Raw genomic sequence first — 26884 nt, 5'->3', positions numbered from 1 at the left:
CCGATACGGCGCTAGCGCACACTGACGTCATGGTTCCGCGAAATACGCTGTTGCGCTGTCTGATCGTCGATGACAGCCCGAGTTTCCGTGACGCCGCCCGGAATCTCCTCGAACTGGAGGGGATCACCGTCGTCGGCGTGGCGTCGACGAGCGCCGAGGCGCTCCGGGGTGTCGAGGAACTGCGACCGGACGTCACGTTGGTCGACGTCAACCTCGGCGGGGAGAGCGGCTTCATCCTCGCCGAGCAGCTTCACCACGACGGGCGATGTGCACCGTCACCGGTGATCCTGATCTCCACCCACGACGAGCAGGACCTCGCCGACCTGATCGACGCCAGCCCGGCGGTGGGGTTCGTGTCCAAGTCCGCCCTGTCGGCCGGCGCCATCTATGACCTGCTCCGCGACCAGCCCGGGGAGGACGGCGATCCCGCCGTGTCGGTCAGCGGGCCTCCAGGAAGGTGACCACCGCCAGGACCCGGCGGTGATCGTCACCGGTCCCCGGAAGGCTCAACTTGGTGAGAATGCTGCGCACGTGCTTCTCGACGGTGCCCTCCGCGACCCACAAGCGGCGGGCGATGCCCGCGTTGGAACGTCCCTCCGCCATCAACGCCAGCACCTCCCGCTCCCGCACGCTGAGCACGGCCAGCGGATCGTCGCGCCGTTGGACCGAGACCAACTCCTGCACCAGTGCCGGGTCGACCACCGATGCCCCCTTGGCAATTCGCTGCAGGGTGTCGGCGAAATCCTCCACGTCGGTGACCCGGCTCTTGAGCAGGTAGCCGATCCCGCGGCCACTGGCCAGCAGTTCCATCGCATTCTCGACGTCGGCGTGCGCCGACAGGACCAGGATGCCGACCTCGGGGAACTCCTCACGGACCACCCGGGCCGCGTCCAGCCCCTCGGTGGTATGCGTCGGAGGCATCCGCACGTCGACCACCACCAGGTCCGCCGCCGCGGCGCGCACCAGATCGAGGAGTTGGACGGCGTCGCCGGCCTGCCCCACGACGTCGAACCCCGAGCGTGTGAGCAGGCTGGCCACGCCCTCGCGGAGCAGGACGTCATCGTCGGCCAGTATCACCCGCAGCTGAGTCGTCACCGGGCTCTCACCACCTTCCAACCGTGCGGTCTGGTGTCCGCCGTCGGCATGATCCTCGCCGATATGTGTGGGCACGGCCATGTCGTCGACGGTCAGTCCGTGGCGGCGTTGGGCTTGTCTGAGCTCGTCCCCGAGTTCGGCGGCGGTCCCGGGCCGCCCCACAGGACTGGTCGCCATCGCATGCTCGATGGCGGACCGAACGTCGTCGGGAATGTGTATTCGGTCCAGGTCCGGATGGGGTGCGTCGGTGGTGCGCAGGAATTGGGTCACCACCTGCTCACCGACGCGGCGCTCGAACGCCGCGTGCCCGGTGACGGCGCAAAACAACGTGGCGCCGAGACTGTAGACATCCGACGCCGGAGTCGGGGCCTGGCCCTCGAGTACCTCGGGGGCGGTGAACGCGGGTGAACCCGTGATGACGCCCGTGGTGGTCTCGAAGCCCCCGGCGATTCGGGCGATGCCGAAGTCGGTGAGCTGCGGATCGCCGTAGTCGGTGAGCAGGATGTTCGCGGGCTTGATATCGCGGTGGAGAGTGGCGAGGCGGTGCGCCGTTTCGAGAGCGCCGGCCATCTTGACCCCCAGGTGCAACGCGTCCTGCCACCGCAGTGGGCCCGCTTTGCGGATCAGTGCAGCCAGTGAGTCGTGCGGGTGATATTGCATCACGATGTAGGGCAGCCCCGATTCGGTGACGCCGACCTGAAACACGTTGACGATATTGGGATGTCCGGACAGCTTGCCCATGGCGCGCTGCTCGCGGAGGAATCGTTCGAGGTTGTCCGGGTCGGGCGCACAGGTGAGGACCTTGACGGCCACGGTGCGGTCGAGTGAGCGCTGCCGGCACCGGTAGACGGTTCCGAAGCCGCCCCGCCCGACCTCGTGCGCATCGTCGAACCCGGCCGCGGCCAGTTCCGCCGCGATCGGTGGCGCGGGATTACCCCGAGTGTCCGGTGGATCCAACTCTGCCATCGGCGACCTCAAAGCCCGGTACTCGATGTTCGCAATCGCGCACCCATGCACTCACCTCTCGAAGCGCTGAGGGGCGGCACTCCCACTCCTCGTGGTTCCAAGCGAAAGCCGGGGGTCTCGACTGTCCCATCAGGACGGAGGAGACCCTATGAACGAGTATGACGCACAACAGTTGGTCGGGATCGATCCACACCCGAAGCGATGAGCGAGTGCCCGTCGGGTCCGCACCGTCCCCGAGGAACCTGGGACAGCTGGCGCCGATCCGTGTGGCAGTCCGAGCGTCGCGGCGACGCCTGCAGGGTCCGCCCCGCCAAGATCACCGGGACAGTGATTGAGAGCGGCAGTACAGGGCAGTATCTGCGCACATGCACGGCGTGACGTTCCGCTCCCGCTCTCCAGCTTGGCGACCGACGCCGAGTGCGCGGGTTGCGACACCTGACAGGCGTCCACTGCCCCGCGCGAAATGTCTTGCGCGCCAACGCCACGAAAGTACTCCCGCTTACGGAACAGCATGTGCCACTCCCCCGCTTCCGTAGCGCCCCGCGGGGACCGCACCGCGTGGTTCACCGCCCCTGCGGCGCGGCGGTGCGTGACGGGCTGCGGTAGAGGTCGGTGACGGCGGCGATGTCGGCATCCTCCAGTCCGGATGACGCCGCTGTGTCGTAGAGGTGCCGCACCACCGCGGCCGCCGGAAGCTCGAGATCGGCGTCGCGGGCGATGTCGAGCGCCAAACCGGCGTCCTTCGCGCCGAGCACCGTGGTCCACCACCCGTCCGGTGAGCCGGTCAGCACACCCTCGAACCGATTCCTCAATCCGAGCGCCACCAGGGGGCTGGTGCCGAGCAGGTCCCGCAACTGGTCGTCCCGCAGACCGCCCGAACGCCCCACCGCGAACGACTCGGCCAGGGCGACCACCTCCGAGAGCAGCAAGAGGTTGGTCGCCAGCTTGGCGGTGACGGCCAGCGGCGCCGTGTCATATCGCCGGACGTTGTCGGTCAGCGACGAGATCACCGGGCCCAGGCGGTCCACGACGCCGGCGTCGCCGCCGACGAGGAACGTCGCCTGCCCCGCGCTCACCGCGGCGGGACCGCCGACAACGGGCATGGCGAGGAACCGAGCGGAGAACACCTCGGCGAGTTCCCCACTGAGCTTCCGCGACACGGTCGAGCAGTCGACGAAGATGGTTTCCCCGCCGATTGACGACCGTAACTCGCCGAACGCCACGGCCCTGACCGCGGCGTCGTCGGCCAGCATGGTGACCACGACATCGACACGGTCCACCGCGTCGGTGACGCTCTGCGCTTGTCTGGCGCCGGCGGACACGATCTCCCCGGTCTTGCCCGTCGAGCGGTTCCAGACCGTCACCCGGTGTCCGCCCTCGAGCAGCCTCCCGGCGAGCGCACGCCCCATCCGTCCCATGCCCAGCACTGCGATGTCCATCATGGCCTCCTGTGTCGCTGTGGTATTCGTTCCGAAGCGCCGTTGTCCTCCACGTCGCGTTGAACAAGTCTCGCTCGCACCGAGCGGCCGTGTGATCGCCGCTACCTGGAAGATCGGGATTCCTGCTAGCTGCACCCCGAAGAGTCCTGCTGGCGGTGCAGACGTCGAGCCCGGTGCGGCGAACCATTGACTCGAACGATCGATCGGACCTCAGCCGACCGCGCTCGGTGACGCACCAACCATCACACGCTCGGCGGCAGGCTGCGCAACTCGACTATGAAAGGTGAGAGCGATGAAGAGGATCACTGCCCGCGCCGCGGTTGCCGCAACCGCATTGGCATGCTTGACGGCGCTCGGCGCCGGTACCGCCGCCGCCGCCGCACCAACACTCGACGAAGTGGCGGGGCCGGCGGCCCGCGTCGTCGCCGGCTCCACCGGGACTGTCACCGATATGCCGAATTCCGGTTTCCCGTGGGCGTGGCCCTGGCCGTCCGGACCGTTCGAGCCCGGCCGTCCGTTTGACAATCATGGGCACAGGGAGTTCGGCGGTCACCGTGGGTGGTAACCGGGAGGCCGGCAGGGCTGACAACGACTGACTGAAGCACGATTCCGGCAGTCCCGCAGAGTAATTCGAGGAGTCTCGACATGGCCACATCCCAGGAAACCACCCAGGTCCCCACCCATGCAGCGTCGGAGGGCGGCGGGGCGAGTGCTGCCCGCCGGGCACTATCGACATACACGGTCGAGCTGATCGGAACATTCTTTCTGGTGTTCACGGTGGGGACGGCCGCCGGCAGCGGCAGCCCGTTCGCCCCGCTGGCAATCGGTGCGGCCCTGATGGTGATGATCTACGCCGGGGGCCACGTCTCCGGTGGGCACTACAACCCTGCCGTGACCCTGGCGGTACTGGTGCGACACCGAATCGGCGTCCATGACGCCGCCGGATACTGGACCGCGCAACTCGCCGCCGGCGTACTCGCCGCAGTAGTGGTACGCGAGGTCGTCGATCCCGCGCAGTCCACCCTCTCGGCGACGCTGCACCTGTCCGGTCACACCCTGGTGGCCGCGTTCGCGGTGGAGCTGTTGTTCACCTTCGCCCTGTGCTACGTGATGCTCAACGTCGCCACCAGCAAGAGCCACCCGGACAACTCGTTCTACGGGCTGGCGATCGGATTCACCGTCGTGGCAGGAGCATTCGCGGTCGGCGGAATCTCCGGTGGGGCGTTCAACCCATCGGTCACATTCGGCGCCGCAGTGATGGGAATGTTCGCCTGGCCGACCCTGTGGGTGTACCTGGTGGCCCAACTCGTCGCGGGCGCCGCCGCCGGCGCCGCCTTCCTCGCCATCAACCCCGACGACACATGATCGCCCCGCGACAGCGGCCCAACCCAGCTTCCCCGTTCCACAACCAGCCGAAAGACACGACAATGACCAACACAGAGCCCACACCGACGACCACCGATGCCGGCACCCCGGTCGAAAGCGACGAGCACTCGCTCACCGTCGGCCCGGACGGACCGATCCTGCTGCACGACCACTACCTGATCGAGCAGATCGCCCAGTTCAACCGCGAACGCGTCCCCGAGCGCCAGCCCCATGCCAAGGGCAGCGGCGCCTTCGGCCACTTCGAGGTCACCCACGACGTCAGCGCCTACACCCAGGCCGGACTGTTCCAGCCGGGCATCACCACCGACCTGGTGGCCCGCTTTTCCACGGTGGCCGGCGAGCGCGGCAGCCCCGACACCTGGCGCGACCCCCGCGGCTTCGCCCTGAAGTTCTACACCAGCGAGGGCAACTACGACATGGTCGGCAACAACACCCCCGTCTTCTTCCTCCGCGACCCGATGAAATTCCAGCACTTCATCCGCTCGCAGAAGCGCCGCGCCGACAACAATCTCCGCGACCACAACATGCAATGGGACTTCTGGACCCTCTCACCCGAGTCGGCGCACCAGGTCACCTGGCTGATGGGCGACCGCGGAATTCCCCGCACCTGGCGGCACATGAACGGGTACAGCTCGCACACGTACATGTGGGTCAACGCGGCGGGTGAGAGGTTCTGGGTGAAGTACCACTTCATCAGCGACCAGGGTATCGAGTGCCTCACGCAGGCCGAGGCCGACGCACTGACCTCCACGGACGGGGACTATCACACCCGCGACCTGTTCGAAGCGATCGAGCGGGGCGATCACCCCCGCTGGACGCTGAAGGTGCAGGTCATGCCGTTCGAGGACGCCAAGACCTACCGGTTCAACCCGTTCGACCTGACCAAGGTGTGGCCGCACGCAGACTACCCGCTCATCGACGTCGGCCGGATGACCCTGAACCGCAACCCGACCGACTACCACTCCCAGATCGAGCAGTTGGCCGTCGAGCCCAGCAACCTCGTGCCCGGCATCGGGGCGAGCCCCGACAAGATGCTGCTGGGCCGGATGTTCGCCTACCCCGACGCGCACCGGGCCCGGATCGGCGCGAACTACAACCAACTGCCGGTGAATGCACCCACCACGCCCGTACACAGTTACAGCAAGGACGGTGCGATGCGGTATCACACCGTCTCGGACCCGGTGTACGCGCCGAACTCCAAGGGCGGACCGAAAGCCGACACCCAGCGTTACGGCGAACCCGCGGGCTGGCACACCGACGGCGACATGGTGCGCACCGCCTACACCCTGCGAGCCGAAGATGACGACTGGGGCCAAGCCGGCACCCTCGTCCGCGACGTCCTCGACGACGCCCAGCGAGAGCGGCTGGCGAACAACATCGTCGGACACCTCCTCGGCGGCGTCACCGAGTCGGTCCTGCACCGTGCCTTCGAGTACTGGCGCAACGTCGACAAAGACCTGGGCGAGCGGATCGAGAAGGGCGTTCGCCGGGGATAGACATGCGCCGTTGCGAGCTGGCCGGCGCCGAGGCCCTCGACAGCGGAATGAAAGGGCCCACGACACAGTCGCCGGGCGCACCGCTCCAACCGATAACAAGAAACGTTGTGCAACACCGCACGTGTGTGTTGCCCGACGCCACTGAGAAAGGAAATGTCATGACTACTTCACGCCGTCGGCCCGACCATGAGGTGCGGGAGTTCGAGACCCCGCCCAGTCTGCCGCAGAACCTGCAGAAGGTCCTGGTTGATCTCGTCGAACTGCATCTGCAGGGCAAACAGGCCCACTGGAATCTCGTCGGCACCAACTTCCGCGACCTTCATCTGCAACTCGACGACATCGTCGACACCGCACGCGAAGCCAGCGACACCATCGCCGAGCGGATGCGCGCGCTCGACGCGGTCCCCGACGGACGATCGGACACCGTCACGGCCTGCACGACGCTGCCCGCAATTCCGCCGGCCGAGCAGAGCACCACCGACACGGTCGACTTCGTCACCATCGGGATCTATGCCGCCGTCGACACCATCCGCTCCGTCCACGACGACGTCGACGCCGCCGACCCCTCCACCGCCGACCTCCTGCACCGCATCATCGACGACCTGGAGAAGGCCGCCTGGATGCTCAAGTCCGAGAACCGGAAAATCTGAAGACGAACGCCGGGCGCAATCACGATCATGAGTTCTTGCGGCCCGAGTTCCGTGTACTACCAACAATTCAGGAGGTCATCATGACCGACGTTATCGCAGGCATCGCAATTCCCGATTCGTCCCTGGCGAAGGACGCGACCGAACTGGTACGTGAAGCCGCGTCACCGTTGATCTATCACCATTCGCGGCGCGTCTTTCTGTTCGGATCGCTCCAGGGTCAGCGGCTGGGGCGAAAAGCCGATGCAGAACTGCTGTACGTCGGCGCGATGTTTCACGATCTCGGCTTGACGGAGAAGTTTCGCGGCGACACTCAGCGTTTCGAGCTCGACGGCGCGGACGCAGCGGAGCGGTTTCTCACCAGCCACGGCATCGACGCAGCCGACGTGCGCACGGTGTGGGAGGCTATCGCACTGCACACCACCCCGGAGGTGCCGTACCGGCTGGAGCCGGAGATTGCACTGGTGACCGCGGGAGTGGAGACCGATGTCCTCGGAATAGGACGAGACGACCTGCCCGAAGCAATCATCGCGGAGATCACTCGGGCGCACCCACGGCCCAACTTCAAGAGGGAGATCCTGCAGGCCTTCACCGACGGCTTCAAACATCGCCCGGACAGCACCTTCGGCACCGTCAACGCCGATGTGCTCGAGCACATCGTTCCCGGATACCGCCACATCGATTTCGTCGACGTCATCCAGAACTCGAGCTGGACCGAATAGATCGGTCTCGGTGAGAGAAACACGGGTGCACACCCCCCGTCGAGCAACCACCAGGAGGCAGGGAAATGACCGGCACTCGACACCCTCCCGACACGACGGATGCCGGCCGGCGGACCTCCCGACCATCATCGCGGTCGGGCGGTGGTCGCGCCCGAGAACCCAGCCACCGCGGGTCTGGTCGTACCTACCAGCGCGGGCCTGATCTACCGGCGCGGGGACGTGTTCGGATGGCCGAGTCGATGCTGCGACTCCTCACCGCACCCGCACTCCGTGACAGCATGGCTGCACGTGCCCGGAAAGGCGCGACCCGATCGCGGAGGGGAAGCAAGACTGCGACGAATGACGAATGACGAAGGTTGCGCGGCGGTTCAGGATTCCGCGGGGTAGTCATGAACCGGATTGAGGGAGAACGCCTGTGCTACACAGACGGGCAGGGGCGTGCCCGAGAGTTGATGTTGTATCCCGCTGCCGGACGTGTGACGGTGGGGCGGTCTCACCGATCCGACGTCGCGCTGACGTGGGACCGCACGGTGTCGCGGCTCCACGCGGCGATCGAGTGGAGGGATACGCACTGGTCCATCATCGATGACGGGCTATCTCGCAACGGCACCTTCGTCAACGGCGAGCGACTGGCCGGACGGAGGCAGCTCCGATCGGGGGACATCATTCAGGTCGGTACCACGGTGATGACCTTTCGGGGCCTGGTCCGTCCAGACCCCGGCCGGACGAGGGTGCGGGTATTCATCGCCGCTCTCGCGAAACATGGCATCCACTTCGACCGGGACGCGGCACACACATATCTGTTGTCCCTGGCGGGTGCAGCGTCCGAGCAGAACGCCGTGAACCTGGACGAGGATCAACTGTGGTGTACCGACGAGCGGATAGAGCAGGAGGCTCGCAACCTTGCCGATCGCGTTCGAAGGTCGAAGCCGGGCAGGACTGCAGAACGCGGCTACTACGGGTTCACGCCGACCTCGACGAATGATCTGCTCGTGGATCTGTCCCGGTCGATCCTGGTCGTCCAGGACGCCGACACCGCCGGCACCCTGCCCACCTCACTCCCCATCACCGACCTTGCGCGCAACTACGTGAAGACCGTGAGGGAGCTGCACAACGCGCTCGCAGTGGAACCATTCGCCTCCTCGTCGCCTGGATTCATCGGGTACTTGATCCTCGGCGGCGACGTGATCGACGACATGGCAGCGCTTTTCGAGGCCGCCGGGTCGCTGCTACTCGACCACGGATATCGGCCGACGCCCGCACTACGCATCGGGGACCCCCTGCTACTGGCCACAAAGGCGATCGCGCGCGCCTCCGCACTGCGGTCTGTTCGAGGCAAGCCCGAATAACGAGACCCTGATGGATGCGCTGTACAGCAATTCATCGGTCGGTCGCTTGGACCGCGGCGTGCGTGGGAGGACACGGCTTCACCAACCGGACCAGTGCGAGAACCACCGCGGCGACCACCACCCGAGTAACCATGGACGGGTGTCACCGCAGGATTCCGCGCTAACGCTGTGTTGCAGAACTTCTCGCCTTCGATCTCTCCGGGTGAATGCGTGGATGTTGGTGGGTCCGTCCGGCCGCGGCGAAACCACCGCGGCCCGGGTGCTCGCCGGCCTGCACCCGCCGACCGCCGGCCGTGTGCTCCTCGACGGCCGGCCATTGGCCGGAACGACGCGGCGGCGGGCCCGGAAACAAGCCGCCATCGGCTACGTATTCCAGGACGCCAAAACGGCCTTCGCCCCTTGCCGGACCGTGTGGGAACAGATCGTGCGCGGCCCCCTCCGGCTGCGCGGCGCCACCGACTGGGAGGCGGCAGCGGCGGCCCGCACCGCGTTGGAGCAGGTGAGACTCGACGAGCAGATCACGTGGGAACGACCGGCCGCGCTTTCCGGCGGGGAAGCACAGCGGGCCGCGATCGCGCGTGCCCTCGCCGCGGCGCCGTCGGTGCTGATCTGCGACGAAGTGACCACCGGGCCTCGACCCCGTCGGACAGCGGCGCGTGCTCGACATCCTGGCAAACCTCACACGAGCCCACGACCTTTCCCTACTCGTCATCAGCCACGACGCCGCTGTCGCGGACACGCTCGCCGATGATGTCGTCGACATGGATTGCGGGCGCCGCCGTCACGGCGGAGCGCTCGCCGCCGCCCTTCCGTAGTCGAACTCGGCAGGGGCACACCCGGGCCGTTATAGACAATGATTATCATTAGTGGATGACTGACTCCTCGCCCTTGATATCTTTCGCGGTCCTGTCGCCGCCCCCGCGAACGCCCCCGCCGGATCACCGCAGCGGGTGGAGGACCCGCGCGCGGTGCCTCGGCACCGACACCGCGATGTTCTTCTCCCCCACCGGCGAAGGCCGAAAGGCGCGGGAACGGCGCGAAAATGCCGCCAAGACGCTATGCGCACAGTGCCCGGTCATCGATGCGTGTCGGGACCATGCGCTCACCGCCGGCGAGACCTACGGCGTATGGGGTGGCACGACCGAGAAGGACCGGCGGCGCGCGGCCGCCGAGAGACCGAAGCGGCGTGATGCCCACCGGTGTGCACGGCGCATCCACGTCCGTGACACCGCCTAATTGACCAGCGGACCCGTCGATGTCATCCCCGCGGCCGTGACCGACGGCGGGATCCGCCGGTGGCGGTACCTCCTCGCCGATCCGGCCCTTGGCCTCGGCGATCACGTCGGAGACCTTCAGTCGCGTCGACTCGGCACCCTCCTCCGCCTTCCGGGCACCTCGTGGTCCCCAGGCATCCGCTGGAGGTCGGTGACCGTAAGGGACCTCGGCCCACGTCGCACGAATTCCTGGACGCCGCCTCCGTCCCGATCGCGCACGAGGAAGCCCTTGCCCACGGCCCGGACCAGCAGGGCGGTGACGTCCGCGCTGACCGCGGCGCCGGCGGCGACGTGGACGAGTTGGGAGTGCGGGCCGGACGCGGACGCGAACCTGCCTGGGATCCGCGATCTGGTGATCGTCGTGCTGGTCACGGCTGTCGTCGGCGCGCTGGAGTGGGTGATCGACACGCGTGCGCACGAACAGACGCGCCGCCAGGCCGAGGCCCCGGCGGCCGAGGGCCACGCGCACAGCGAACGGGTCGAGGATCTGGCCGCAGGGGTTTGCGCCTCCGGCGACCCGCAGCGATGACTGCCCGAGCCGTCGATGAGGCAGGTTCCGCCACCGTCGCGGGCGGGGTTCCGCGTGCGCCGCTCATCTCGGGTCGTCGACGGGCCGTGGCCGGGTGGGGCGCTGACCCGGATGCGGGCGATGCACCGCCCGTCCAGCGCACTGACGGTGAGCCGGTGGTCGTCGACGGTGATTCCGCGATACTTGCACCCGAATTCCGTGGGAGGGGTGCGGTTTCCTGATGAGAAAGTCATTAGTACGCAGCAACATGCGATCGTCGCGACGCTTCAACCGTCAGGCCGTAGTCCGCGGACTGGTGACGGTCGGTGACGCGCTGTCCGTTACTGCCCTCGCTTTGAGGACGAACTTGACAGGACAACCCCGTTTGCTGCATGGCGCGGTCGCTGGGCGGCTCCGACCAGTCCTTCCATGACGCGTTCTCGACTGGCCTCGATCTGCGCGATCATGATCTCGCGCGCCCGTGTTCCGTCGCGGGCCAGCAATGCATCATGTAGGTCGTGGTGTTCGTGCATCTGCTCTGAGACAGAGTCGCTCCCGTCGAGGCTGATGAAGAACAGCCGCTGCATTTCCTCCAATAACGTTCTGAGGGTTCGGGTGAAGATTTCGTTGCCGGACGCCTCTGCGATCCGAACATGGAATTCGCGGTTGTCTTCGAGAAACTTCTCGTAGCTATGGATGTCTCCGCTGACGTACGTTTGGTGAGCGAGTGAGTGCAGTGCCTCCAGTTCGGCCATCGGCGCTCGCTCTGCCGCGAGCTCGACGACTGCCGGTTCGAGGAGGAGCCGCATCTCGAACAGGTCTCTGACGCTCGCCATGGTCACTACCGACACCCGGTAGCCTTGGCGAGCCCGGACGTCTACGAAGCCTTCCTGCACCAGTCGCCGCAGCGACTCGCGTACGGGGCTGCGTCCGAAGCCTGTCGATTCGGAGAGTGTGGCCTCGCGTAACTCGGTTCCGGGGGCGAGTTCGCTGGTCAAGATGAGGCGCTTGATATGCCGATATGCGTTTTCCGTTGCACTGGCGCCGGTGGCAGAGCCAACCCGCGCCCCGCCGGTGATCTCCACTGTCTGGAACTCCTTCGTCGTCGTCGACCCTTGCCTGCTCCACGGGGCCGTGGGACAGACCGTGAAATATCATCAATCGTAGTCGTGTGTGCGGATGAACTGTTCCAGCCAGTCGGCCGCGATCGGCAGCGACCGTTCATCGATGTCGAATCGAGGGTGGTGATGCGGGGCCGGGCTGCTCGCACCCACGAGGACGAAGCTGGCTTTCCCTCCGTGGCGCTGCACGTCGCTCATGAAGAGGGTGACGTCGTCGCTGGCGGACATCGGGGCGGTCGGTAGAGCGTTCGTGATGCCGTCCACGGTGTGTGCGCATCGGTCCAGGACTCCGACGATCTCGGCGTCGCAGACAGCAACCTCCGCGCCGCCGAGCACATCAATCCTCGCGCCGAGCCCGTACATGCCGGCGGCGCCGAGTACGACGTCACGGGCCCGTGAGGTCAACTCCGCGAAGACAGCGGTGTCGTCGGCACGCAGTTCGCAGTGTATTTCTGCCCTGTCGGCGATGATGTTGGCCGACGTGCCGGCCGTCATCGCGCCGACGTTGACCCGGGTGGTTGCCTGCGCGAACGGCGGCAACGCGTGCAATCCGAGAGCGATCGTCGCGGCGCCCAACAGCGCATTCCGTCCCTCGCTCGGCGCCAGGGCGGCATGTGCGGGGACTCCCCTCAATTCGATCTTCCACTTCTCGGTGGCCATCACACCTGTCGTGCTGCTCGCGACGGTCCCCACGTCGAGACCGATCCCGAGGTGGAGCCCCAGCATCACGTCGACGCCGCGCGCGGCGCCCGCCGCCACCATCGCTCGCGCCCCACGCACGCCCTCTTCTGCGGGCTGAAAGATCACCCGGAGCTCACCGGCGAAGTTCCTGTCTGCAGCGAGGCATTTCGCCAACGTGACACCGATGGCCACGTGGCCATCGTGCCCGCAGGCGTGCATGACGCCGGAGTACCCAGAGGCGAAGCCGCCGCGAAACGGCAGGTGAGCGGCGTCCTCGGACTCGGTGATGGGCAGTCCGTCCATATCGCATCGCAGCGCGATGACCGGTCCGGGCCGACGTCCCCGCACGCTCGCGACGACGCCGGTGTTGCCATGGCCGAGGCGTTCGACCAGTTCGGCATCGATGCCCGCCTCGAGTGCGCGGCGGCGTGCATGGTCGAGTTCCTCGGCGGGCGGGAGGCCGGCTAGTCCTGCGACGGCGCAGATCGTGCTGCCGAATTCGAGAGTGTCGACCGCCGTGGAGAGTTCGTCGATCACGCGGGCTGCGGTTTCTATCTCGCAGAATCCCAGTTCGGGACGGGCGTGCAGCGCGCGGCGCAACGAGACCAGCTCCGTGTCCCGGCTTGTCGTCACGGTCGTCCTCCGTCCACTCCACACATTTGTGATGTTTCTAGTAAAATATCAGAATGCTGGGTGGAATGTGCGTGACATGTACAACCGAGTCCGCGGGTCAGCCGCGGACATCGCTATCGGAGCAACTCCGCTAGCTACGGCCGCCTCCCCGGCCGCCCCTCCCCACACCGAAAGTAGCTCCATGACAACATCTTCGAAAGATGCCGCCGAGGTCGCCATCGTTGGGCTCGGAGCGATCGGGTCCATGGCGCTGTGGCGCCTGGCCGAGCGTGGCGTCCGGGTCCACGGTTACGAGCGCTTCGGAGTCGGGCACGACCGCGGCGCCTCGGCCGGTCAAACCCGCCGATTCTCGGCGCAGAGCCAACGCATTCGTCAATGCACCCCCCTGGCGCTCGACGCACTCAGTCTGTGGAGGGAACTCGAGCACACCACCGGGCGCGAATTGCTCCAGATTACGGGCGGTCTCATTCTCGGGCCGAAAGACAGCGACGCACTGGTCCTCGCCCATCAGTCGGCAATGGCGGCGGGGCTCGAACACGAGCTGCTCGACAGCACGGAGCTCGCCCGACGGTTCCCCCAACACCTGGTACGGCCGACCGACGCGGCGCTCACGGATCCCGTCGGGGGTTTCATCCGACCCGAACTCAGTGTCGTCACCGCCGTGGACCGCGCACGGGCACTCGGGGCGACGGTCTCCGATTACACCCGGGTGTTGGGTGTCGAGCCGGACGGTGCCGGTGTGACGGTGCGAACTGCCGAGGGTGCCCGCCGCTACAGCCGCGTGGTGGTGGCGCCGGGACCGTGGGCGCGGGACCTGCTGCCGGCAGCCGCGGCGACGGTATTGCCGAGACGGCTCGTGCAGGCGTGGTACCTGCCCCGCGACGTCGACGCCTATCGGGCGTCGCGGTTTCCGGTGTTCGAACGCGTCGGTGACATCCGAGCGTACGGCTTTCCCACCATCGATGGAGCTACGGTCAAGGTCGGCATCTATACCAGCGGTCATCCCATCGTCTATGACACCGAGAATCCGGCATTGACCGTGGGGCACAGCATTGTTCGCTACTTCCGCGATGTCGTCGAAGAGTACTTTCCCGGGCTCCATCCGGATCCGGTCACGACGACGGTCAACATGGAGGGGTACACCACGGACGGTCAGCCGATGGTCGGAGCGGCTCCTGGCACGGAACAGATTGTGGTGGCGTGTGGATTCTCCGGGGCTGGATTCAAATTCGCGCCGGTCATGGGCGATGTCGTCGCCGATCAGATCATCGAGGGATCGACAGACCGGGATGTGGAGTTTCTCGCCCCCGGCCGAAACCTCCAGGAGTGGGCGCCGGAGACCCGAACTCCGGCATGACGAGCGCAGTCCCCAAGTGACGCGGTGACCGTGCCGCGACGCTTGGGGACTGCGAACGATCTGGCGGAGTAGTGCTCCTGGCCGTGCTCAGCTGTACAGCGGTGGTACGGCCAGGTATTTCGTCTGTTGGTACTCGAGAAGGCCCTCGGCGCCGCCTTCTCTGCCGAGCCCGGACTGTTTGATGCCGCCGAATGGTGCCGCGACATTGGAGACGAGACCCCGGTTGATGCCGACCATCCCGGCCTGGAGCCGCCCGGCGACCCTGCTCGCCCGTCCCAGATCCCGGGTCACCAGGTATGCCGCCAGCCCGAACTCGGTGTCGTTGGCCAGGGCGAGGGCCTCGTCCTCGGTGCTGAATCGTGAGATGGCCGCCACCGGGCCGAAGACCTCTTCACGGCAGATACGGGCGCCGCGATCGACGTTGTCGAGAACGGTTGGCGGATAGTAGAAGCCGCGTCCGTCGGGGATGGTTGCCTGCGCCCGCAGTGAGGCGCCCCGCGCCAGGGCGTCCTCGACCAGACGGCGGGCTTTGGCCACTGCCAGTGCGGACACGAGCGGACCCAGGTCAACTCCCTCGGCGCCCGGGGGACCGACGCGCATGGCGTTCACCCGCGCCGCGAGCGCGTCGGCGAACTGGTCGGCGATCGAGTCCTGGACCAGGAAGCGGTTCGCGGCGACACAGGACTGACCGCCCATCCGCATTTTCGCGGTCATGGCCTCCTCGACAGCGGTGTCGAGGTCGGCATCGTCGAACACGAGGAACGGGGCGTTGCCGCCCAGCTCCATCGACATCCGCAGGACGCGCCGGCCGCCCTGCTCGAGCAGGATCCGCCCCACGGCGGTCGAGCCGGTGAAGGACACCTTCCGCAGTCTGTCGTCCGCCATGAGATCGGCGCACACGGTCGCCGCCTCCGTCGTGGGCAGGACCGACAACACACCGGGTGGCAGACCGGCCTCGAGAGCGAGTTCGGCCAGGATCAGGGAGGACAGCGGTGTCAATTCGGAGGGTTTGAGGATGGCGGTGCAGCCCGCAGCGAGTGCGGGAGCGAGCTTCCTCGTCGCCATCGCCAACGGCACATTCCACGGGGTGATCAGCAGGCACGGGCCGAGAGGTCCGGCGACGGTGACGATATGGGACCGACCGTCCGGAGACGGGGTGCTTCGACCGGCGGGCCGGACCGCTTCCTCGGCGTACCAACGGATGTAGTCCGCGGCATAGTCCACCTCACCACGCGCTTCGGCCAGCGTCTTGCCGACCTCGAGTGAGATCGTCACCGCGAGGCGTTCGCGGTGTTCGTGGACAAGCTCAAACAGGCGGTGCAGGATGCCGGCGCGGGCGCGCAGCGGGAACCGCGCCCACGTCTCGCCCGCCTCGTGTGCTGCCGTGAGGGCCAGACGAGCGTCGGCGACCGAGCAATCCGGTGCGGCGGCGACGACCCGTTCGGTGGCGGGGTCGACCACCTCGAAGACTCTGCCGTGGGCAGGTTCCCGCCAGATTCCGGCGACAAATCCGGCCGGAATCGCCAGAGCTGAGACCAGTCCGGGTTTCGTGGCCGCGTCGATGCTGGTCATGTCAGGCCGCCTTGCCTTCGAGCGCGGAGAGTTGGTCGCCGATCACCGACACCGCAAATTCGATCTCCTCTTTCGTGATGACGAACGGGGGGCAGACATGCAGCGTGTTGTCGGCCAAGAGCCGAGTCAGGACACCGCCTCGCCGGCAGTCCCGCACCACTTCGTTTCCGTCGATGTCGGGATGTAACTGGATTCCGGCCATCAGGCCGACGGAGCGGACCTCGGCGACGAAGGGTGATCGAGTCAGTGGTGTCAGAGCCTGCGCGAGCACGGGTTCCAGGTCGGCGACTCGGCGAACGAGGTCTTCTTCCTCGATGATGTCGAGGTTGGCCGATGCCACCGCGCACGCGGTGGCGTGACCGGAGTAGGTGAGACCGTGGCGGAAGATGGGGGCGTCCGCGCCGATGAAGAACGGCTCGGCGACTCTCGGTGCGATGCCGACCGCACCCAGCGGGAGATATCCCGAGGTGATGCCCTTGGCCATGGTGATGATGTCCGGTTCGATTCCCCACCGGGTGCAGCCGAACCAGTGCCCCGTACGGCCGAATCCGGTGATCACCTCGTCGGCGATGAGCAGGATGTCGTGCTCTTTCGCCAGGGCCGCGATGCCGGGCAGATAGCCCTCGGGTGGTGGTACGACTCCGCCGGTGCCGATGACGGGTTCGACGACGATCGCGGCGATGTTCTCGGGCCCGAGTCGATCGATGACCTCTGCCGTGCCGGCGAGGTCTGTTTGCGGGACCCGGGCGGTGTCGGGAATCAGTGAGTCGGTGCCGTATCCCTCACGGTTGAAGTCGAGGCCGGCGATGGAGGTGCCGAAGCCGTGCAGACCGTGGTAGCCGCCGCGCCGGCTGAGGATGGTCTTCTTGGTGTCCTTGCCGAGGACGTTCCAGTATCGGCGGGCAAGCTTGCAGGCGGTGTCGACGGAATCCGAGCCGCCGGAGGTGAAGAAGATCGAGGCGTCGTCGATGGGCAGCAGCGCGGACACCCGTTCGGCGAGCTCGAGGGCGGGTTTGTTGGCGTGTGCCCCGAACAGGTGGTACGTCTCGAGGGTGCGGATCTGTGCCGCTGCCGCGTCCGCGATGCGTGCGCGTCCGTGGCCGACGTTGGCGTACCAGAGACCGGCAGGCAGATCGAGCAAACGCTGGCCGTCCTCGGTAGTCACCCATGCGCCGTCGCCGGCCGTAATCACCAGACGCTGCTGCGGAGCGGTGGGCATGTGCGTCTGCGGGTGCCACAGTATGCCGGTCGTCTCCATGGTGGTTTTCTCCTGGATCTCTGGGTCGGACGTCGAAGAGACGAGGTCAGACGGTGGCGGTGGCGGCGGTGGCGAACTCGTCGACCTCGGCGGCGTGAATGTGCAGCATTCGCGCGAGCAGCCCGTTGCCTCGGGTGAATTTCAGTGGCAGCGGTCCTCCGGCGGCCACGGCCTGCTTGGTTCCGTCGAAGAAGGCGGTGCCCTGGTCGGGCGACTTATCGGACTTGTCGTCCGGATACAGCGGGTTGACGGTGTTTTCGATCTTGGGCCACAGTGCGCGAGCCGCCTCGGTGGACTCGAACTCGAGCACCAGGACCAGGGTGTCGGGGAGCAGTTCGTTCGCGACTTCCTTGAGGACGGAGCCACCGAGATATCCGGGGTGGCCGTCGAGTGAACGAAGCCACTCGCCCAGGTAGGCCTGGGCCTGCTCGGCCTTGCCGGTTTCGGGTACGAAGATGAAGAGGTCACGTCGCTTGGTCATGTGTTCGCCTGCCTTCTCGGTTGGATACGGACTTTCTCGGTTGGATACGGAATTTCAGATGCTGGACTGGCTGTATGTGGTGGTCTCGCAGCAGTGGGCTGCGGCTGCGTCGTCGACCGGGATTTCGAGGAAGATCGCGCGAGATATCCCGGTGGTGTCGTCTTCGACGATCCGGGCGCCCATGGAGAGCCAGAACGGGATGGCGCCTGGTGAATGCCGAAAGGTGTGCAACGCGATCGTCGCGTAGATGCCCTCCTGCGCAACGCGTTCGAGGACGGCGTCGACGACGATACGCGCGATACCACGACGGCGGTGTTCGCGAAGGACGTAGACACGAACCAATTGGCCGGTGTGTCCGTCCCGATACCGCTCGACGAGGTTCTGCGGGCTGAGTCCTTCCTTCAGCGCTCCGCCGCGGATGCCACCGGTGGCGAGCAGTTCCCCGGTCGCGCGGTCTGCCACGACGAGCATGAATGGGCCCTCGGGTTCGAGATACCAGCCGATCATGTCGTCGATGTCGGAGTGGACGACGGGATCGTATTCATCCCCGAAGTCCTCGACTACCGACCGCAACATCAGTGCGCGAGCTTCAGGAAGGTCATCGATGGTCAACTCCCGCACGACGAAGTCGTGCTCACCGCTCGTGGTGTCACCAGACATGGTCTCTGCCTCCAATACGTTCATAGTGCTCAGTGGTGGTCGGTGTCCGCGCAGCGGTCGGCCGGTGTGCCTGGAGATAGGTTGGGCCGCCGTGGGTTGCGCCGGTTACCTGCGGGTTTTCGCCAGATAGCGGTTGCGGGCTTCGGCACTGGCATGGTGCCCGGACAACTCGTGCAGCTCGTCGAGTTCGCCGGCGCTCAGGTCCGGGTGGAGGTGGACGACGACCTCTTCCAGGTGCGGCGTGGTGTGCAGCAGCTGGTGCTGGACCTGTTCGGCGATGTGGTGACCGTCCACCACGCTCAGTCCCTTGGCAACAACGACATTGGCGTCGGCCTCCATCCGGTGACCGCTCCAGCGGGCCCGGACACGATCGACATCGACCACGCCGTCGACGGCGGCCACGGTCGTCGTCATGCTTTCGATGACGCCCGGGTCGACACCATCCATCAGTCGGCGGCAGATGGTGCGCATGGAGTTGAATAGGATCCACAGGATGGCCGCGGCGATGAACAGCCCGATGATGGCATCGAGGCGTGCGAATCCGAACCAGACACCGACGACGCCCACGACCACGGCGATCGAGGTCAATCCGTCGGCGCGGGCATGCTGACCTTCGGCGATCAACGCTGCTGAGCCGATCTTGCGGCCGGTACGGATCCGGTAGACCGCGACGACCTCGTTACCCAGGGCGCCGACCAGGCCGGCTGCGAAGACCCAACCCAGGTTCGACAGAGGACGTGGGTTGATCAACGCATCGATCGATTCGTAGATGATCAGAGCGGCCGATGCGGCGATGACCAGCGAAATCAGCACCCCGACAAGATCTTCTGCTCGTCGGTAACCATAGCTGTATCGCTTGCTGGCGGCGCGCTGGCCGATCCTGAAGGCGATGACCAGCGGAATGGTGGTCATCGCGTGTCCGAGGTTGTGCAGGGTGTCGGCGAGAAGGGCGATCGAGCCGGAAATCGCGACGATGAAGATCTGCAGGATCGCCGTGGTCATCATTCCCGCGAGGCCGATCCACGCCGCGCGAATTCCTTGGCCGCTCGATTCCTGGGCCGATTGAATCGCGTCGTTGGCGTCGTGTGAGTGCGGAACGAAGATGTGCTTGAGCTTGGCCAGTGCGCCGTGGCCGTGGTCGTGGTCATCGTGGTCATCGTGGTCGCCGTGACCATGGCCGTGACCGTGACCGGAGCTGTGGTCGTCGTGACGCTGGTCATCGTGGTCGCCGTGACCGGGGCTGTGGTCACCGTGGCCGTGGCTCTCGTGGCGCTGATCGTCGTGGGCGTGGCCGTGGTCGGCATGTCCGCTGGCAATGCGGGAGTGCGCATGAGCGCCGTGTTCGTGTTCCGACGCATGGCTGCCCACAGAGCTCGTGTCGGTGGCTGAGATCGCGGGGTGATTCCTCATGAAGGAGGTCCTGTCTCTGGATGAGGCGTCGACAGCGACACCGTGATATTTCAGGTGATACATTAGGGCCTCGACAGGGTTCCGTCAACGCGAACGACTTTCTGAGACCGCGTTCGACGACGCCCAGTCAGCTACAACGGCAACATTGTTGACATCGCGACACGAACCGGTCGCAGGGTCGCCCTTTTCGGGAACCGGGCCCGTGACACAGCCTTTTCATGCCCGCACCCAGCGCTGCGACCGAAAGCATGGACGGCGTATTACCGCGGATTCGCGGCACCGCGGCCCGTTCGGCGTCCGATCCCCATTTCGATGCCTTGGCCACGGATTGCGCTGTACAGTAACCGTTCTAGGAAGCCCAGCCGCGCCGAGAATCTTCGGTCTACCGGAAGGAGGCGGCAGCGGTGGATGCACTCCGATCACACTCCGAAGAGGTCCGACACTCGCCCCACCCGCGGGAGTAAATCAGGGCCACAAGGCATCTGCGGGTGTTGCGCAAGTGTTAACAACATGGACCGCAATGATGTAGTTGTTGACAATGTTTACGACGCCTCCTTAGTTTGATTGTCAACCAGACCCACGAAGCTCTGGCTGGTTCAAAACCGGCACCTTCCCCGGCCGGTCCATCCCAATTCCTTGGTGGCATTCATGCGAATCTCAAGATGTGTTCGATGGCCGGCCGTCGTTGTGGCCGGAGCACTCGCTGCAACTGCCTGTGGCAGTTTCGAAGGCAGCACAACCAGCGGTTCGGGCTCCGCCGACAATCTGACGGTCAGCCTGCAATTCACCCCACGAGCGAACTACTCCCTCGAAACCGACGACGCGTTCGTCCTCTCCCAAGTCGGCTGCCTCGAAACCCTGGTGAAATACGACGCCGAGGCCGGCGCACTCGTGCCGCTCCTGGCGACCGAGTGGGTTCAGACCGAACCCACGGCCTGGGACTTCACCCTCCGGGACGGGGTGAAGTTCCAGGACGGGACCGATCTCACCGCGGCCGCCGTGGTCGCCTCCCTGCAATACCTACTCCAAGCAGATGCTCCGCCCCGGGCCTTCACCCCAAAGCTGATCACGTCCGTTGAAGCACTGAATGATTCGACTGTTCGGGTTCGCACTCCCGAACCGAGCGCGCTCGTGCCCTTCCGACTGGCGAGTATCAACACCGGAATCCTGGCACCCGCGGCGTACACCGGCACCGGCATCGACCCGCTCTCGCACTGCACCGGCCCATACACCCCGGTCGCGCAAACCCCCGCCCAGTCGATGACCCTGGAAGGTAACGCCACCTACTGGGGCGGGAACGTACCGCTCAAGTCGGTGACCGCTCGGTTCATTCCGGAGGGCGCCACCCGGGCCACGCAGGTCCGCACCGGTGAGTCGCAGATCGCCCTCGGACTTCCCGCATCGACCGTCCCGGAGCTCGAAGGCGATGCGCGCATCAAGGTCAGTAGTGCGTTCACCCCGCGCACCACCGGCCTGTATTTCAATCAGTCTCGGGCCCCCTTCGACAATCCCGACGTCCGTAAGGCCGTGCAGGCTGCGGTCGACGTCGAGTCGATCACCTCCAGTGTCTTCGGCGGCCAGGCGCACCCGGCCATCGGACCGTTCGCGCCCACCGAGGCGTGGGCCCCCGATTCCCCACCGGTGAACCGCAACCCCGATGCGGCCCGTCGTCTGCTCACCGCAGCGGGATACGCACCGGGACAACTGAAGCTGACGCTGCTCGCCTACACCGAGCGCCCCGAATTCGCGGACCTCGCCGCGGTGATCCAAGCCAACCTGGCCGAGATCGGAATCGACGTCAGCGTGCAGGTCAGTGACTACTCGGCAATCGAGCCCTCGTTGTTGGACGGCGCCTACGACCTCGCTCTGCTCTCCCGCAACCACCTGACCGACATCGCCGATCCTCTGGGATTTCTCACCGCCGACTACTCCTGCGGTGGGGGGTTCAACATCAGCCAGTACTGCGATCCGGCGATCGACGCGCAACTGAGCGCCGCGAACACCGAGAACGACCCGCAACGACGGAACGCGATCTATGCCGACGTCGCCTCGCAGTTGCAAGCGGACGCCGTCACCACCTTCATCGCCCACGAACAGACCACCGCCGCACGGCTGGAGACGATCGAGAGTTTCGTCGACGACCCCCTCGCGCGATACGCCGTCACCCCGGATCTCACCGTCTCCAACAGCTGACAGGAAGGACATTTCACCGTCATGGAACTGATCGATTTCGAACCCAGGTTCATCACGTTCGACTGCTACGGGACACTGACCAACTTCAAGATGGCCGAGGCGGTCGCGCCGCTCATCAAAGACACGATCGCCCCGGGCGATGTCGCGGCCTTCAATGCCGACTTCCGGGCATACCGGATGGATGAAGTTCTCGGGCCGTTCAAGTTGTATCCCCAGGTGCTGCGCGATTCCTGGCTCCGCGCCTGTAACCGCTGGCGAATTCAGTTCAAGCCCTCGGACGTCGACGCCATCATCGAGGCGGTCGGCTCGTGGGGCCCGCATCCGGACGTGCCGGAACCACTCGCGGCATTGGCGGCGGAGTATCCGCTGGTGATCTTGTCCAATGCGGTCGACAGCATGCTCGCCGGCAACATCGCGCAACTCGGTGTCGACTTCCACCGGGTGTTCACCGCCGAGCAGGCCGGTGCCTACAAGCCCCGCTACCGGGCGTTCGAGTACATGCTCGACCAACTCGATGCCAAGCCGAGCGAGATCCTGCACGTCTCCTCGCACATCTGGTACGACGTGATACCGGCGCACGAGCTCCGAATCGAGCACAAGGTCTACGTCAACCGCGGCTACGATCCGTCCACACCGTTCTATGGCTACGCCGAGACCACGGACCTGGGCGGAGTGCCCGCGCTGCTCGGGCTGCGCACGATGAGCACCGCGGACGCATCGTGAAACTCGGGTCCTACTGGCTGGACACGGCCGAGCCAGGAGCGGACTACCGCCGCAGCGATGTGCCCGCGCACGCCGACGTCGCCGTCATCGGCGCCGGTCTCACCGGGCTGTCGACCGCACTGCATCTGGCGCGGGCCGGCGCCTCGGTGGTGCTGCTCGAGGAGCACACCATCGGATGGGGTGCCTCCGGACGCAATGGGGGCATGGCCACCACCGGGCTGGCCATCTCCTTTCCCACCGCGGTGCGACGGTACGGACCCGAACGGGCCAGGGACATGTTCCTCGCATACAACGACGCCATCGACACGATCGAAGACCTCGTCACCACCGAAGGCATCGACTGCGCATTCGAGCGCACCGGAAAACTGACGTTGGCCTGCAAACCCAGTCACTACACCGGATTCGAGCGGTCCGCGGAACTGATCAGCAAGTACACCGGCCAAGACGTCGCCCTGATCCCGCCCCAGGACATTCGCGACGAGGTCGGCAGTTCCTTCTACCACGGCGCGATGGTCGACCCGCTCGGCGCCGGGGTGCACGTCGGCAAACTCGTCCACGGGCTCGCGCGGGCGGCCGCCGCCAACGGTGTGTCGATCCACGAGGGATGCAAGGTCACCACCATGACCAAACGCGACGGATACCAGCACGACATCCAGACCGCGCGGGGTGTGGTGCGTGCCGACCAGGTCGTCGTCGCCACCAGCGGCTACACCGGCGGCCTGACCCCGTGGCTGCGGCGCCGGATCGTGCCGATCGGCAGCTTCATCATCGTCACCGAACCGCTCCCCCAACACGTCGTCGACGAGCTGCTCCCCCACAAACGCGTCGCCGCCGACAGCAAGCACCTGCTCTACTACTTCCGCATCACCCCGGACAACCGGCTCCTCTTCGGTGGTCGTGCGCGCTTTGCGATGTCGAACAGCGGATCCGACGTCAAGAGCGGTCAGATCCTGAAGCGGGCCATGACCAAGGTCTACCCCCAGCTCGCCGATGTCGGCATCGACTACTGCTGGGGTGGTCTGGTCGACATGTCGGTCGATCAGATGGTGCACGCGGGCGAACAGGACGGACTGTTCTACTCCGTCGGCTACAGCGGCCACGGCGTGCAAATGGCCACCCACATGGGAAAGGTCCTCTCCCGCATCGTCACCGGTGACACCGCGGCGAATCCGTGGGGCGATCTGACCTTCCTGCCGGTGCCCGGCCACTTCGGACCACCCTGGTTCCTGCCACCGGCCGGGGCCTTCTTCCGAGTCCTCGACCTGGTCCGCTGAGCCGTCGCCGCTGAGCCCGAAATACCGAAGGAGGTGTGTAGTGATCGCCATCGTCCGACGCTTGTCCGTGCTCGTCGCCACCTTGCTGATCGTGTCGTTCGTCGTCTTCCTCATCCCGTACATCACCCCCGGTGACCCGGCGCGGAAGATTCTCCGAGCGAGGGTCAACGACATCAACATGGATCCGGAGGTCGTCGAGCGTCTCCGCGTCTCCTACGGGCTCGACCGGCCGCTCTTCGTGCAGTATTTCGACTGGCTGGCCAATGCCGTCACCGGCGACCTCGGGATGTCGTACACCAGCCGGTCACCGGTCATGGAGATGATCGGACACGCGCTGTCGGTCACCGCGACGCTGGCGGTCACCTCACTGCTGCTGGCGTTACTGTTCGCCCTGCCCCTCGGATCCATCGCGGCCATCAAGCGGGGCACATCGACCGATACCGCGATCACCACGGTCACCCAAGCTTTCGTCGCGATCCCCGAGTACTGGCTCGCGCCCGTGCTGATCCTGATGTTCGCGCTCAAACTCGGTGCCCTGCCGTCGGCGGGCTGGACCGGTCCGTCCTCGATGATCCTGCCCTGCCTGACCCTGGCGCTGCGGCCGATGAGTTACTTCACGCAGGTCACCCGGGCCTCGATGGTCGAAGTCCTCGAATCCCCGCACATCACGGCATCGCGGGCCCGCGGACTGACCTTCCCGGAGACGATGATTCGGCACGGCGTGCGTAATTCGCTTCTGCCCGTCGTCACCTTGTTCTCGGTGTGGCTGGCCGGGCTCCTCGGTGGTTCCGTCGTTGTGGAGGTCATCTTCGCGGTGCCCGGCATGGGCCGGCTGTTGTACGACTCCGTCATGAACGGGGACGTCCCGGTGATCCAAGCATCGATCATCAGCATCGTCGCGCTGGCCGTCATCATCACCACCGCGACCGATGTGCTGTACACCTACATCAATCCGACGGTGAGGTCAGCGAATGTCCCTGCTTGACAGCCCGACTGCGCCGGCGCCCAGCCGGCCCGAGCGCCGCACCCCGCACCGCGCCTCCACCCCGAGCCGGGCCGGGCACACTCTGCGGAACACCCCGGTCAGCCTGATCATCGGCATCACCGTCATCGTGGTGATCGTCGTCATCCTTGTGCTGACACCGTGGATCATGCCCTACAACCCGTCGACTCAGAACCTCAGCGACCGGTTGGCACCGAGCTCGAGCAGCCATTGGCTCGGCACCGATCAACTCGGCCGGGACGTTCTGAGCCGGTTGATGGACGGCGGCCGCTTCTCGGTGTCGATTGCCGCCATCACACTGGCGATCTGCGCGGTGAGCGGCACCCTCATCGGCATCGTCTGCGCCAGGCGACGCGGCGCCCTCGACCAGTTCGTCATGCGGGTCACCGATGTCCTGCTGGCATTCCCCGAAATGATCGTGGCCATGTTCCTGGTGTCCATCCTCGGCGCCGGATACACGACGCTGATCCTCGCCCTGGTCATCGGCGGCTGGACCCCGTTCGCCCGACTCGCCCGAGGGTTGACACTGGAAATCGACTCCCGTGACTTCATCGAAGCCGCTCGCGCGCTCGGCTGCTCGTCCACCTTCATCGTCTTCCGGCACATCCTCCCCAACGCCCTGAGCCCGCTCACCGCCCACGCCGCGCTCCGCTTCGGGCACAAACTCATCACCGTCGGCGCCCTGTCCTTTCTGGGGCTGGGCGTGCAGCCACCCGACGCAGACTGGGGCTCGATGCTCGCCGACGCGCAACCCTTCATGTCCGCCTCACCAGGTCTGGTCATCTATCCCGGTCTCGCCATCTTCATCACAGCATTGAGCGTGACCCTCATCGGCCAAGGCATCAACGCCCGCCGTAGCCGCCAGAACTAGTTGCCCGATCGTGCCGGCCCAATGCACCGCCAAGGAGGGACCGTGAACATGCGAAAAGCACTACCCGACAACGATGTACCGAAGCGCACACTCGCCGCTGTCGTGACGTCGCAGATACGTCAACGCATCTTCGACGGCACATTCGCACCGGGTATGCCGCTCAACGAGGTGGAACTGGCCGCACAGTTCCGCACGAGCCGCGGGCCCGTCCGCGAGGGATTGCAACGCCTGGTGCAAGAAGAGCTGCTCGTGCGCACACCGCACCGCGCGATCACCGTCCGGGTGCTGACCACAGAAGACTTGGAGGATCTCTACTTCGCCCGTGCGACCATCGAACGCGCCGCACTGATTCGGCTCGCCGCCCGCGGGGTCCCGGCCTCACTGATCGCCGAACTCGAACAAACGCTCGGGCGCATGTCCCTCGCGATCCACCGGCAGGACTGGGTGCAGGTCTCGGCCTTCGATCTCCGATTCCATGAGATCGCGGTCTACGCCGCGGGTAGCGAACGTCTCACCGCCATGTACGCCCAGCTCGCCGGACAGACACGACTGGGATTGAACATGTTGGTCGGGACCTACAAAGGCCGTGGCGATCTCCTCGACGAGCATCAGCATTTGCTCAGGCTGATCACGGCCGGGAACCTGCCCGCACTGATCGAGGCCCTCGACGCCCATTTCGGTGACGCGATGAACACCCTCACCACGCACCATGACGACACATCCGCAATCGCAGTCGCCCACACTCACCAGCACCACGGAGGATGA

The 26884-nt window shown here is 66.0% G+C and carries 27 protein-coding genes and 2 pseudogenes; 19 read left to right on the top strand and 10 right to left on the bottom strand.

Annotated elements, in window-relative coordinates; all coding sequences use genetic code 11:
• Window positions 1–29: 29 nt before the first annotated feature.
• Complete coding sequence (locus RJ1_RS00345; protein WP_083400277.1) at window positions 30–461, top strand: response regulator; 432 nt, start codon at window positions 30–32, stop codon at window positions 459–461.
• On the opposite strand, the gene RJ1_RS48715 is transcribed toward RJ1_RS00345, so the two are convergent.
• Both RJ1_RS48715 and RJ1_RS00335 read right to left on the bottom strand, forming a co-directional pair.
• The gene (locus tag RJ1_RS48715; protein ID WP_073357920.1) at window positions 439–2061 is read right to left on the bottom strand and encodes a protein kinase domain-containing protein; all 1623 of its coding nucleotides are present in this window, start codon (window positions 2059–2061) and stop codon (window positions 439–441) included. The genes RJ1_RS00345 and RJ1_RS48715 overlap by 23 nt on opposite strands.
• A gap of 563 nt (window positions 2062–2624) precedes the next feature.
• Window positions 2625–3635 carry an NAD(P)-dependent oxidoreductase gene (locus RJ1_RS00335; protein ID WP_255284852.1) on the bottom strand — a complete coding sequence of 337 codons (1011 nt, stop codon included), beginning with the start codon at window positions 3633–3635 and terminating at the stop codon, window positions 2625–2627.
• A 157-nt stretch (window positions 3636–3792) separates the two neighbouring features.
• Between RJ1_RS00335 and RJ1_RS00330 the strand changes: the two genes are divergently transcribed.
• The 9 genes and pseudogenes from RJ1_RS00330 to RJ1_RS00295 all read left to right on the top strand — a co-directional run bounded on the left by RJ1_RS00330 (window position 3793) and on the right by RJ1_RS00295 (window position 10336).
• Window positions 3793–4065, top strand: a complete 273-nt coding sequence (locus tag RJ1_RS00330; RefSeq protein ID WP_073357918.1) for a hypothetical protein — start codon at window positions 3793–3795, stop codon at window positions 4063–4065.
• A gap of 80 nt (window positions 4066–4145) precedes the next feature.
• Complete coding sequence (locus tag RJ1_RS00325; RefSeq protein ID WP_240319566.1) at window positions 4146–4865, top strand: MIP/aquaporin family protein; 720 nt, start codon at window positions 4146–4148, stop codon at window positions 4863–4865.
• Window positions 4866–4927: 62 nt separating this feature from the next.
• Window positions 4928–6382, top strand: a complete 1455-nt coding sequence (locus tag RJ1_RS00320) for a catalase (protein WP_073357917.1) — start codon at window positions 4928–4930, stop codon at window positions 6380–6382.
• A 158-nt stretch (window positions 6383–6540) separates the two neighbouring features.
• Window positions 6541–7032, top strand: coding sequence for a Dps family protein (locus tag RJ1_RS00315; protein ID WP_073357916.1), 492 nt, complete (start codon window positions 6541–6543; stop codon window positions 7030–7032).
• Window positions 7033–7112: 80 nt separating this feature from the next.
• Window positions 7113–7751, top strand: coding sequence for an HD domain-containing protein (locus RJ1_RS00310; protein ID WP_073357915.1), 639 nt, complete (start codon window positions 7113–7115; stop codon window positions 7749–7751).
• Window positions 7752–8140: 389 nt separating this feature from the next.
• Complete coding sequence (locus tag RJ1_RS00305) at window positions 8141–9100, top strand: FHA domain-containing protein (protein ID WP_073357914.1); 960 nt, start codon at window positions 8141–8143, stop codon at window positions 9098–9100.
• A gap of 10 nt (window positions 9101–9110) precedes the next feature.
• Window positions 9111–9665, top strand: a pseudogene (locus tag RJ1_RS48710) (ATP-binding cassette domain-containing protein); the annotation flags it as partial.
• A gap of 91 nt (window positions 9666–9756) precedes the next feature.
• Window positions 9757–9915, top strand: a complete 159-nt coding sequence (locus RJ1_RS47395) for a hypothetical protein (protein ID WP_240319596.1) — start codon at window positions 9757–9759, stop codon at window positions 9913–9915.
• A 55-nt stretch (window positions 9916–9970) separates the two neighbouring features.
• Complete coding sequence (locus RJ1_RS00295) at window positions 9971–10336, top strand: WhiB family transcriptional regulator (protein WP_083400276.1); 366 nt, start codon at window positions 9971–9973, stop codon at window positions 10334–10336.
• 36 nt (window positions 10337–10372) lie between these two features.
• Here the strand turns inward: RJ1_RS00295 and RJ1_RS47390 are convergent.
• Window positions 10373–10510: pseudogene (locus RJ1_RS47390) on the bottom strand (DUF1490 family protein); the annotation flags it as partial.
• Window positions 10511–10603: 93 nt separating this feature from the next.
• On the opposite strand from RJ1_RS47390, the gene RJ1_RS46620 reads away from it, so the two are divergent.
• A complete protein-coding gene (locus tag RJ1_RS46620; RefSeq protein ID WP_162850226.1) occupies window positions 10604–10903 on the top strand; it encodes a hypothetical protein in 300 nt (99 codons plus the stop codon).
• A 320-nt stretch (window positions 10904–11223) separates the two neighbouring features.
• On the opposite strand, the gene RJ1_RS00285 is transcribed toward RJ1_RS46620, so the two are convergent.
• Both RJ1_RS00285 and RJ1_RS00280 read right to left on the bottom strand, forming a co-directional pair.
• Complete coding sequence (locus tag RJ1_RS00285; protein WP_073357913.1) at window positions 11224–11967, bottom strand: GntR family transcriptional regulator; 744 nt, start codon at window positions 11965–11967, stop codon at window positions 11224–11226.
• Between the two features lie 72 nt (window positions 11968–12039).
• The gene (locus tag RJ1_RS00280) at window positions 12040–13317 is read right to left on the bottom strand and encodes an amidohydrolase (protein ID WP_073357912.1); all 1278 of its coding nucleotides are present in this window, start codon (window positions 13315–13317) and stop codon (window positions 12040–12042) included.
• A 181-nt stretch (window positions 13318–13498) separates the two neighbouring features.
• Between RJ1_RS00280 and solA the strand changes: the two genes are divergently transcribed.
• Window positions 13499–14674, top strand: coding sequence for an N-methyl-L-tryptophan oxidase (solA, locus tag RJ1_RS00275; RefSeq protein ID WP_073357911.1), 1176 nt, complete (start codon window positions 13499–13501; stop codon window positions 14672–14674).
• Between the two features lie 87 nt (window positions 14675–14761).
• Here the strand turns inward: solA and RJ1_RS00270 are convergent, their stop codons facing one another.
• The 5 genes from RJ1_RS00270 to RJ1_RS00250 form a co-directional block, all read right to left on the bottom strand.
• The gene (locus RJ1_RS00270) at window positions 14762–16246 is read right to left on the bottom strand and encodes an NAD-dependent succinate-semialdehyde dehydrogenase (RefSeq protein WP_162850244.1); all 1485 of its coding nucleotides are present in this window, start codon (window positions 16244–16246) and stop codon (window positions 14762–14764) included.
• A 1-nt stretch (window position 16247) separates the two neighbouring features.
• Window positions 16248–17504: an aminotransferase family protein gene (locus RJ1_RS00265; protein ID WP_073357910.1), complete on the bottom strand. Its 1257-nt coding sequence runs from the start codon at window positions 17502–17504 to the stop codon at window positions 16248–16250.
• Window positions 17505–17550: 46 nt separating this feature from the next.
• Window positions 17551–17985 (bottom strand): hypothetical protein, encoded by a 435-nt coding sequence (locus RJ1_RS00260; RefSeq protein WP_073357909.1) that lies wholly within the window; start codon window positions 17983–17985, stop codon window positions 17551–17553.
• A gap of 54 nt (window positions 17986–18039) precedes the next feature.
• Complete coding sequence (locus tag RJ1_RS00255) at window positions 18040–18645, bottom strand: GNAT family N-acetyltransferase (protein ID WP_073358099.1); 606 nt, start codon at window positions 18643–18645, stop codon at window positions 18040–18042.
• Window positions 18646–18750: 105 nt separating this feature from the next.
• Window positions 18751–19665, bottom strand: coding sequence for a cation diffusion facilitator family transporter (locus tag RJ1_RS00250; RefSeq protein ID WP_255284859.1), 915 nt, complete (start codon window positions 19663–19665; stop codon window positions 18751–18753).
• An 84-nt stretch (window positions 19666–19749) separates the two neighbouring features.
• Here RJ1_RS00250 and RJ1_RS47385 point away from each other — a divergent pair, with 84 nt between their 5' ends.
• From RJ1_RS47385 to RJ1_RS00220, 7 genes are all read left to right on the top strand, one after another.
• Window positions 19750–20034, top strand: coding sequence for a hypothetical protein (locus RJ1_RS47385; RefSeq protein WP_240319564.1), 285 nt, complete (start codon window positions 19750–19752; stop codon window positions 20032–20034).
• A gap of 708 nt (window positions 20035–20742) precedes the next feature.
• Window positions 20743–22248 (top strand): ABC transporter substrate-binding protein, encoded by a 1506-nt coding sequence (locus tag RJ1_RS00245; protein WP_083400274.1) that lies wholly within the window; start codon window positions 20743–20745, stop codon window positions 22246–22248.
• Between the two features lie 21 nt (window positions 22249–22269).
• Window positions 22270–22971, top strand: a complete 702-nt coding sequence (locus RJ1_RS00240; RefSeq protein ID WP_073357907.1) for a haloacid dehalogenase type II — start codon at window positions 22270–22272, stop codon at window positions 22969–22971.
• Window positions 22968–24245 (top strand): NAD(P)/FAD-dependent oxidoreductase, encoded by a 1278-nt coding sequence (locus tag RJ1_RS00235; protein WP_073357906.1) that lies wholly within the window; start codon window positions 22968–22970, stop codon window positions 24243–24245. The genes RJ1_RS00240 and RJ1_RS00235 overlap by 4 nt, the downstream gene beginning before the upstream one ends.
• Window positions 24246–24285: 40 nt before the next feature.
• Window positions 24286–25230: an ABC transporter permease gene (locus tag RJ1_RS00230; RefSeq protein ID WP_174694928.1), complete on the top strand. Its 945-nt coding sequence runs from the start codon at window positions 24286–24288 to the stop codon at window positions 25228–25230.
• The gene (locus tag RJ1_RS00225; RefSeq protein ID WP_073357904.1) at window positions 25217–26119 is read left to right on the top strand and encodes an ABC transporter permease; all 903 of its coding nucleotides are present in this window, start codon (window positions 25217–25219) and stop codon (window positions 26117–26119) included. Before RJ1_RS00230 ends, RJ1_RS00225 begins: the two co-directional genes overlap by 14 nt.
• A gap of 48 nt (window positions 26120–26167) precedes the next feature.
• Window positions 26168–26884: a GntR family transcriptional regulator gene (locus RJ1_RS00220; RefSeq protein WP_073358097.1), complete on the top strand. Its 717-nt coding sequence runs from the start codon at window positions 26168–26170 to the stop codon at window positions 26882–26884.

Source organism: Rhodococcus jostii NBRC 16295, assembly GCF_001894825.1.
Lineage (GTDB): Bacteria > Actinomycetota > Actinomycetes > Mycobacteriales > Mycobacteriaceae > Rhodococcus_F > Rhodococcus_F jostii.
This window is presented reverse-complemented; position numbering and strand designations above follow the sequence as displayed.

Coding starts and splice junctions, on each gene's coding strand:
- RJ1_RS00345 (WP_083400277.1), top strand. CDS start 30: ATGGTTCCGCGAAATACGCTGTTGCGCTGTCTGATCGTCGATGACAGC.
- RJ1_RS48715 (WP_073357920.1), bottom strand. CDS start 2,061: ATGGCAGAGTTGGATCCACCGGACACTCGGGGTAATCCCGCGCCACCG.
- RJ1_RS00330 (WP_073357918.1), top strand. CDS start 3,793: ATGAAGAGGATCACTGCCCGCGCCGCGGTTGCCGCAACCGCATTGGCA.
- RJ1_RS00325 (WP_240319566.1), top strand. CDS start 4,146: ATGGCCACATCCCAGGAAACCACCCAGGTCCCCACCCATGCAGCGTCG.
- RJ1_RS00320 (WP_073357917.1), top strand. CDS start 4,928: ATGACCAACACAGAGCCCACACCGACGACCACCGATGCCGGCACCCCG.
- RJ1_RS00315 (WP_073357916.1), top strand. CDS start 6,541: ATGACTACTTCACGCCGTCGGCCCGACCATGAGGTGCGGGAGTTCGAG.
- RJ1_RS00310 (WP_073357915.1), top strand. CDS start 7,113: ATGACCGACGTTATCGCAGGCATCGCAATTCCCGATTCGTCCCTGGCG.
- RJ1_RS00305 (WP_073357914.1), top strand. CDS start 8,141: ATGAACCGGATTGAGGGAGAACGCCTGTGCTACACAGACGGGCAGGGG.
- RJ1_RS00295 (WP_083400276.1), top strand. CDS start 9,971: ATGACTGACTCCTCGCCCTTGATATCTTTCGCGGTCCTGTCGCCGCCC.
- solA (WP_073357911.1), top strand. CDS start 13,499: ATGACAACATCTTCGAAAGATGCCGCCGAGGTCGCCATCGTTGGGCTC.
- RJ1_RS00270 (WP_162850244.1), bottom strand. CDS start 16,246: ATGACCAGCATCGACGCGGCCACGAAACCCGGACTGGTCTCAGCTCTG.
- RJ1_RS00265 (WP_073357910.1), bottom strand. CDS start 17,504: ATGGAGACGACCGGCATACTGTGGCACCCGCAGACGCACATGCCCACC.
- RJ1_RS00260 (WP_073357909.1), bottom strand. CDS start 17,985: ATGACCAAGCGACGTGACCTCTTCATCTTCGTACCCGAAACCGGCAAG.
- RJ1_RS00255 (WP_073358099.1), bottom strand. CDS start 18,645: ATGTCTGGTGACACCACGAGCGGTGAGCACGACTTCGTCGTGCGGGAG.
- RJ1_RS00240 (WP_073357907.1), top strand. CDS start 22,270: ATGGAACTGATCGATTTCGAACCCAGGTTCATCACGTTCGACTGCTAC.
- RJ1_RS00225 (WP_073357904.1), top strand. CDS start 25,217: ATGTCCCTGCTTGACAGCCCGACTGCGCCGGCGCCCAGCCGGCCCGAG.
- RJ1_RS00220 (WP_073358097.1), top strand. CDS start 26,168: ATGCGAAAAGCACTACCCGACAACGATGTACCGAAGCGCACACTCGCC.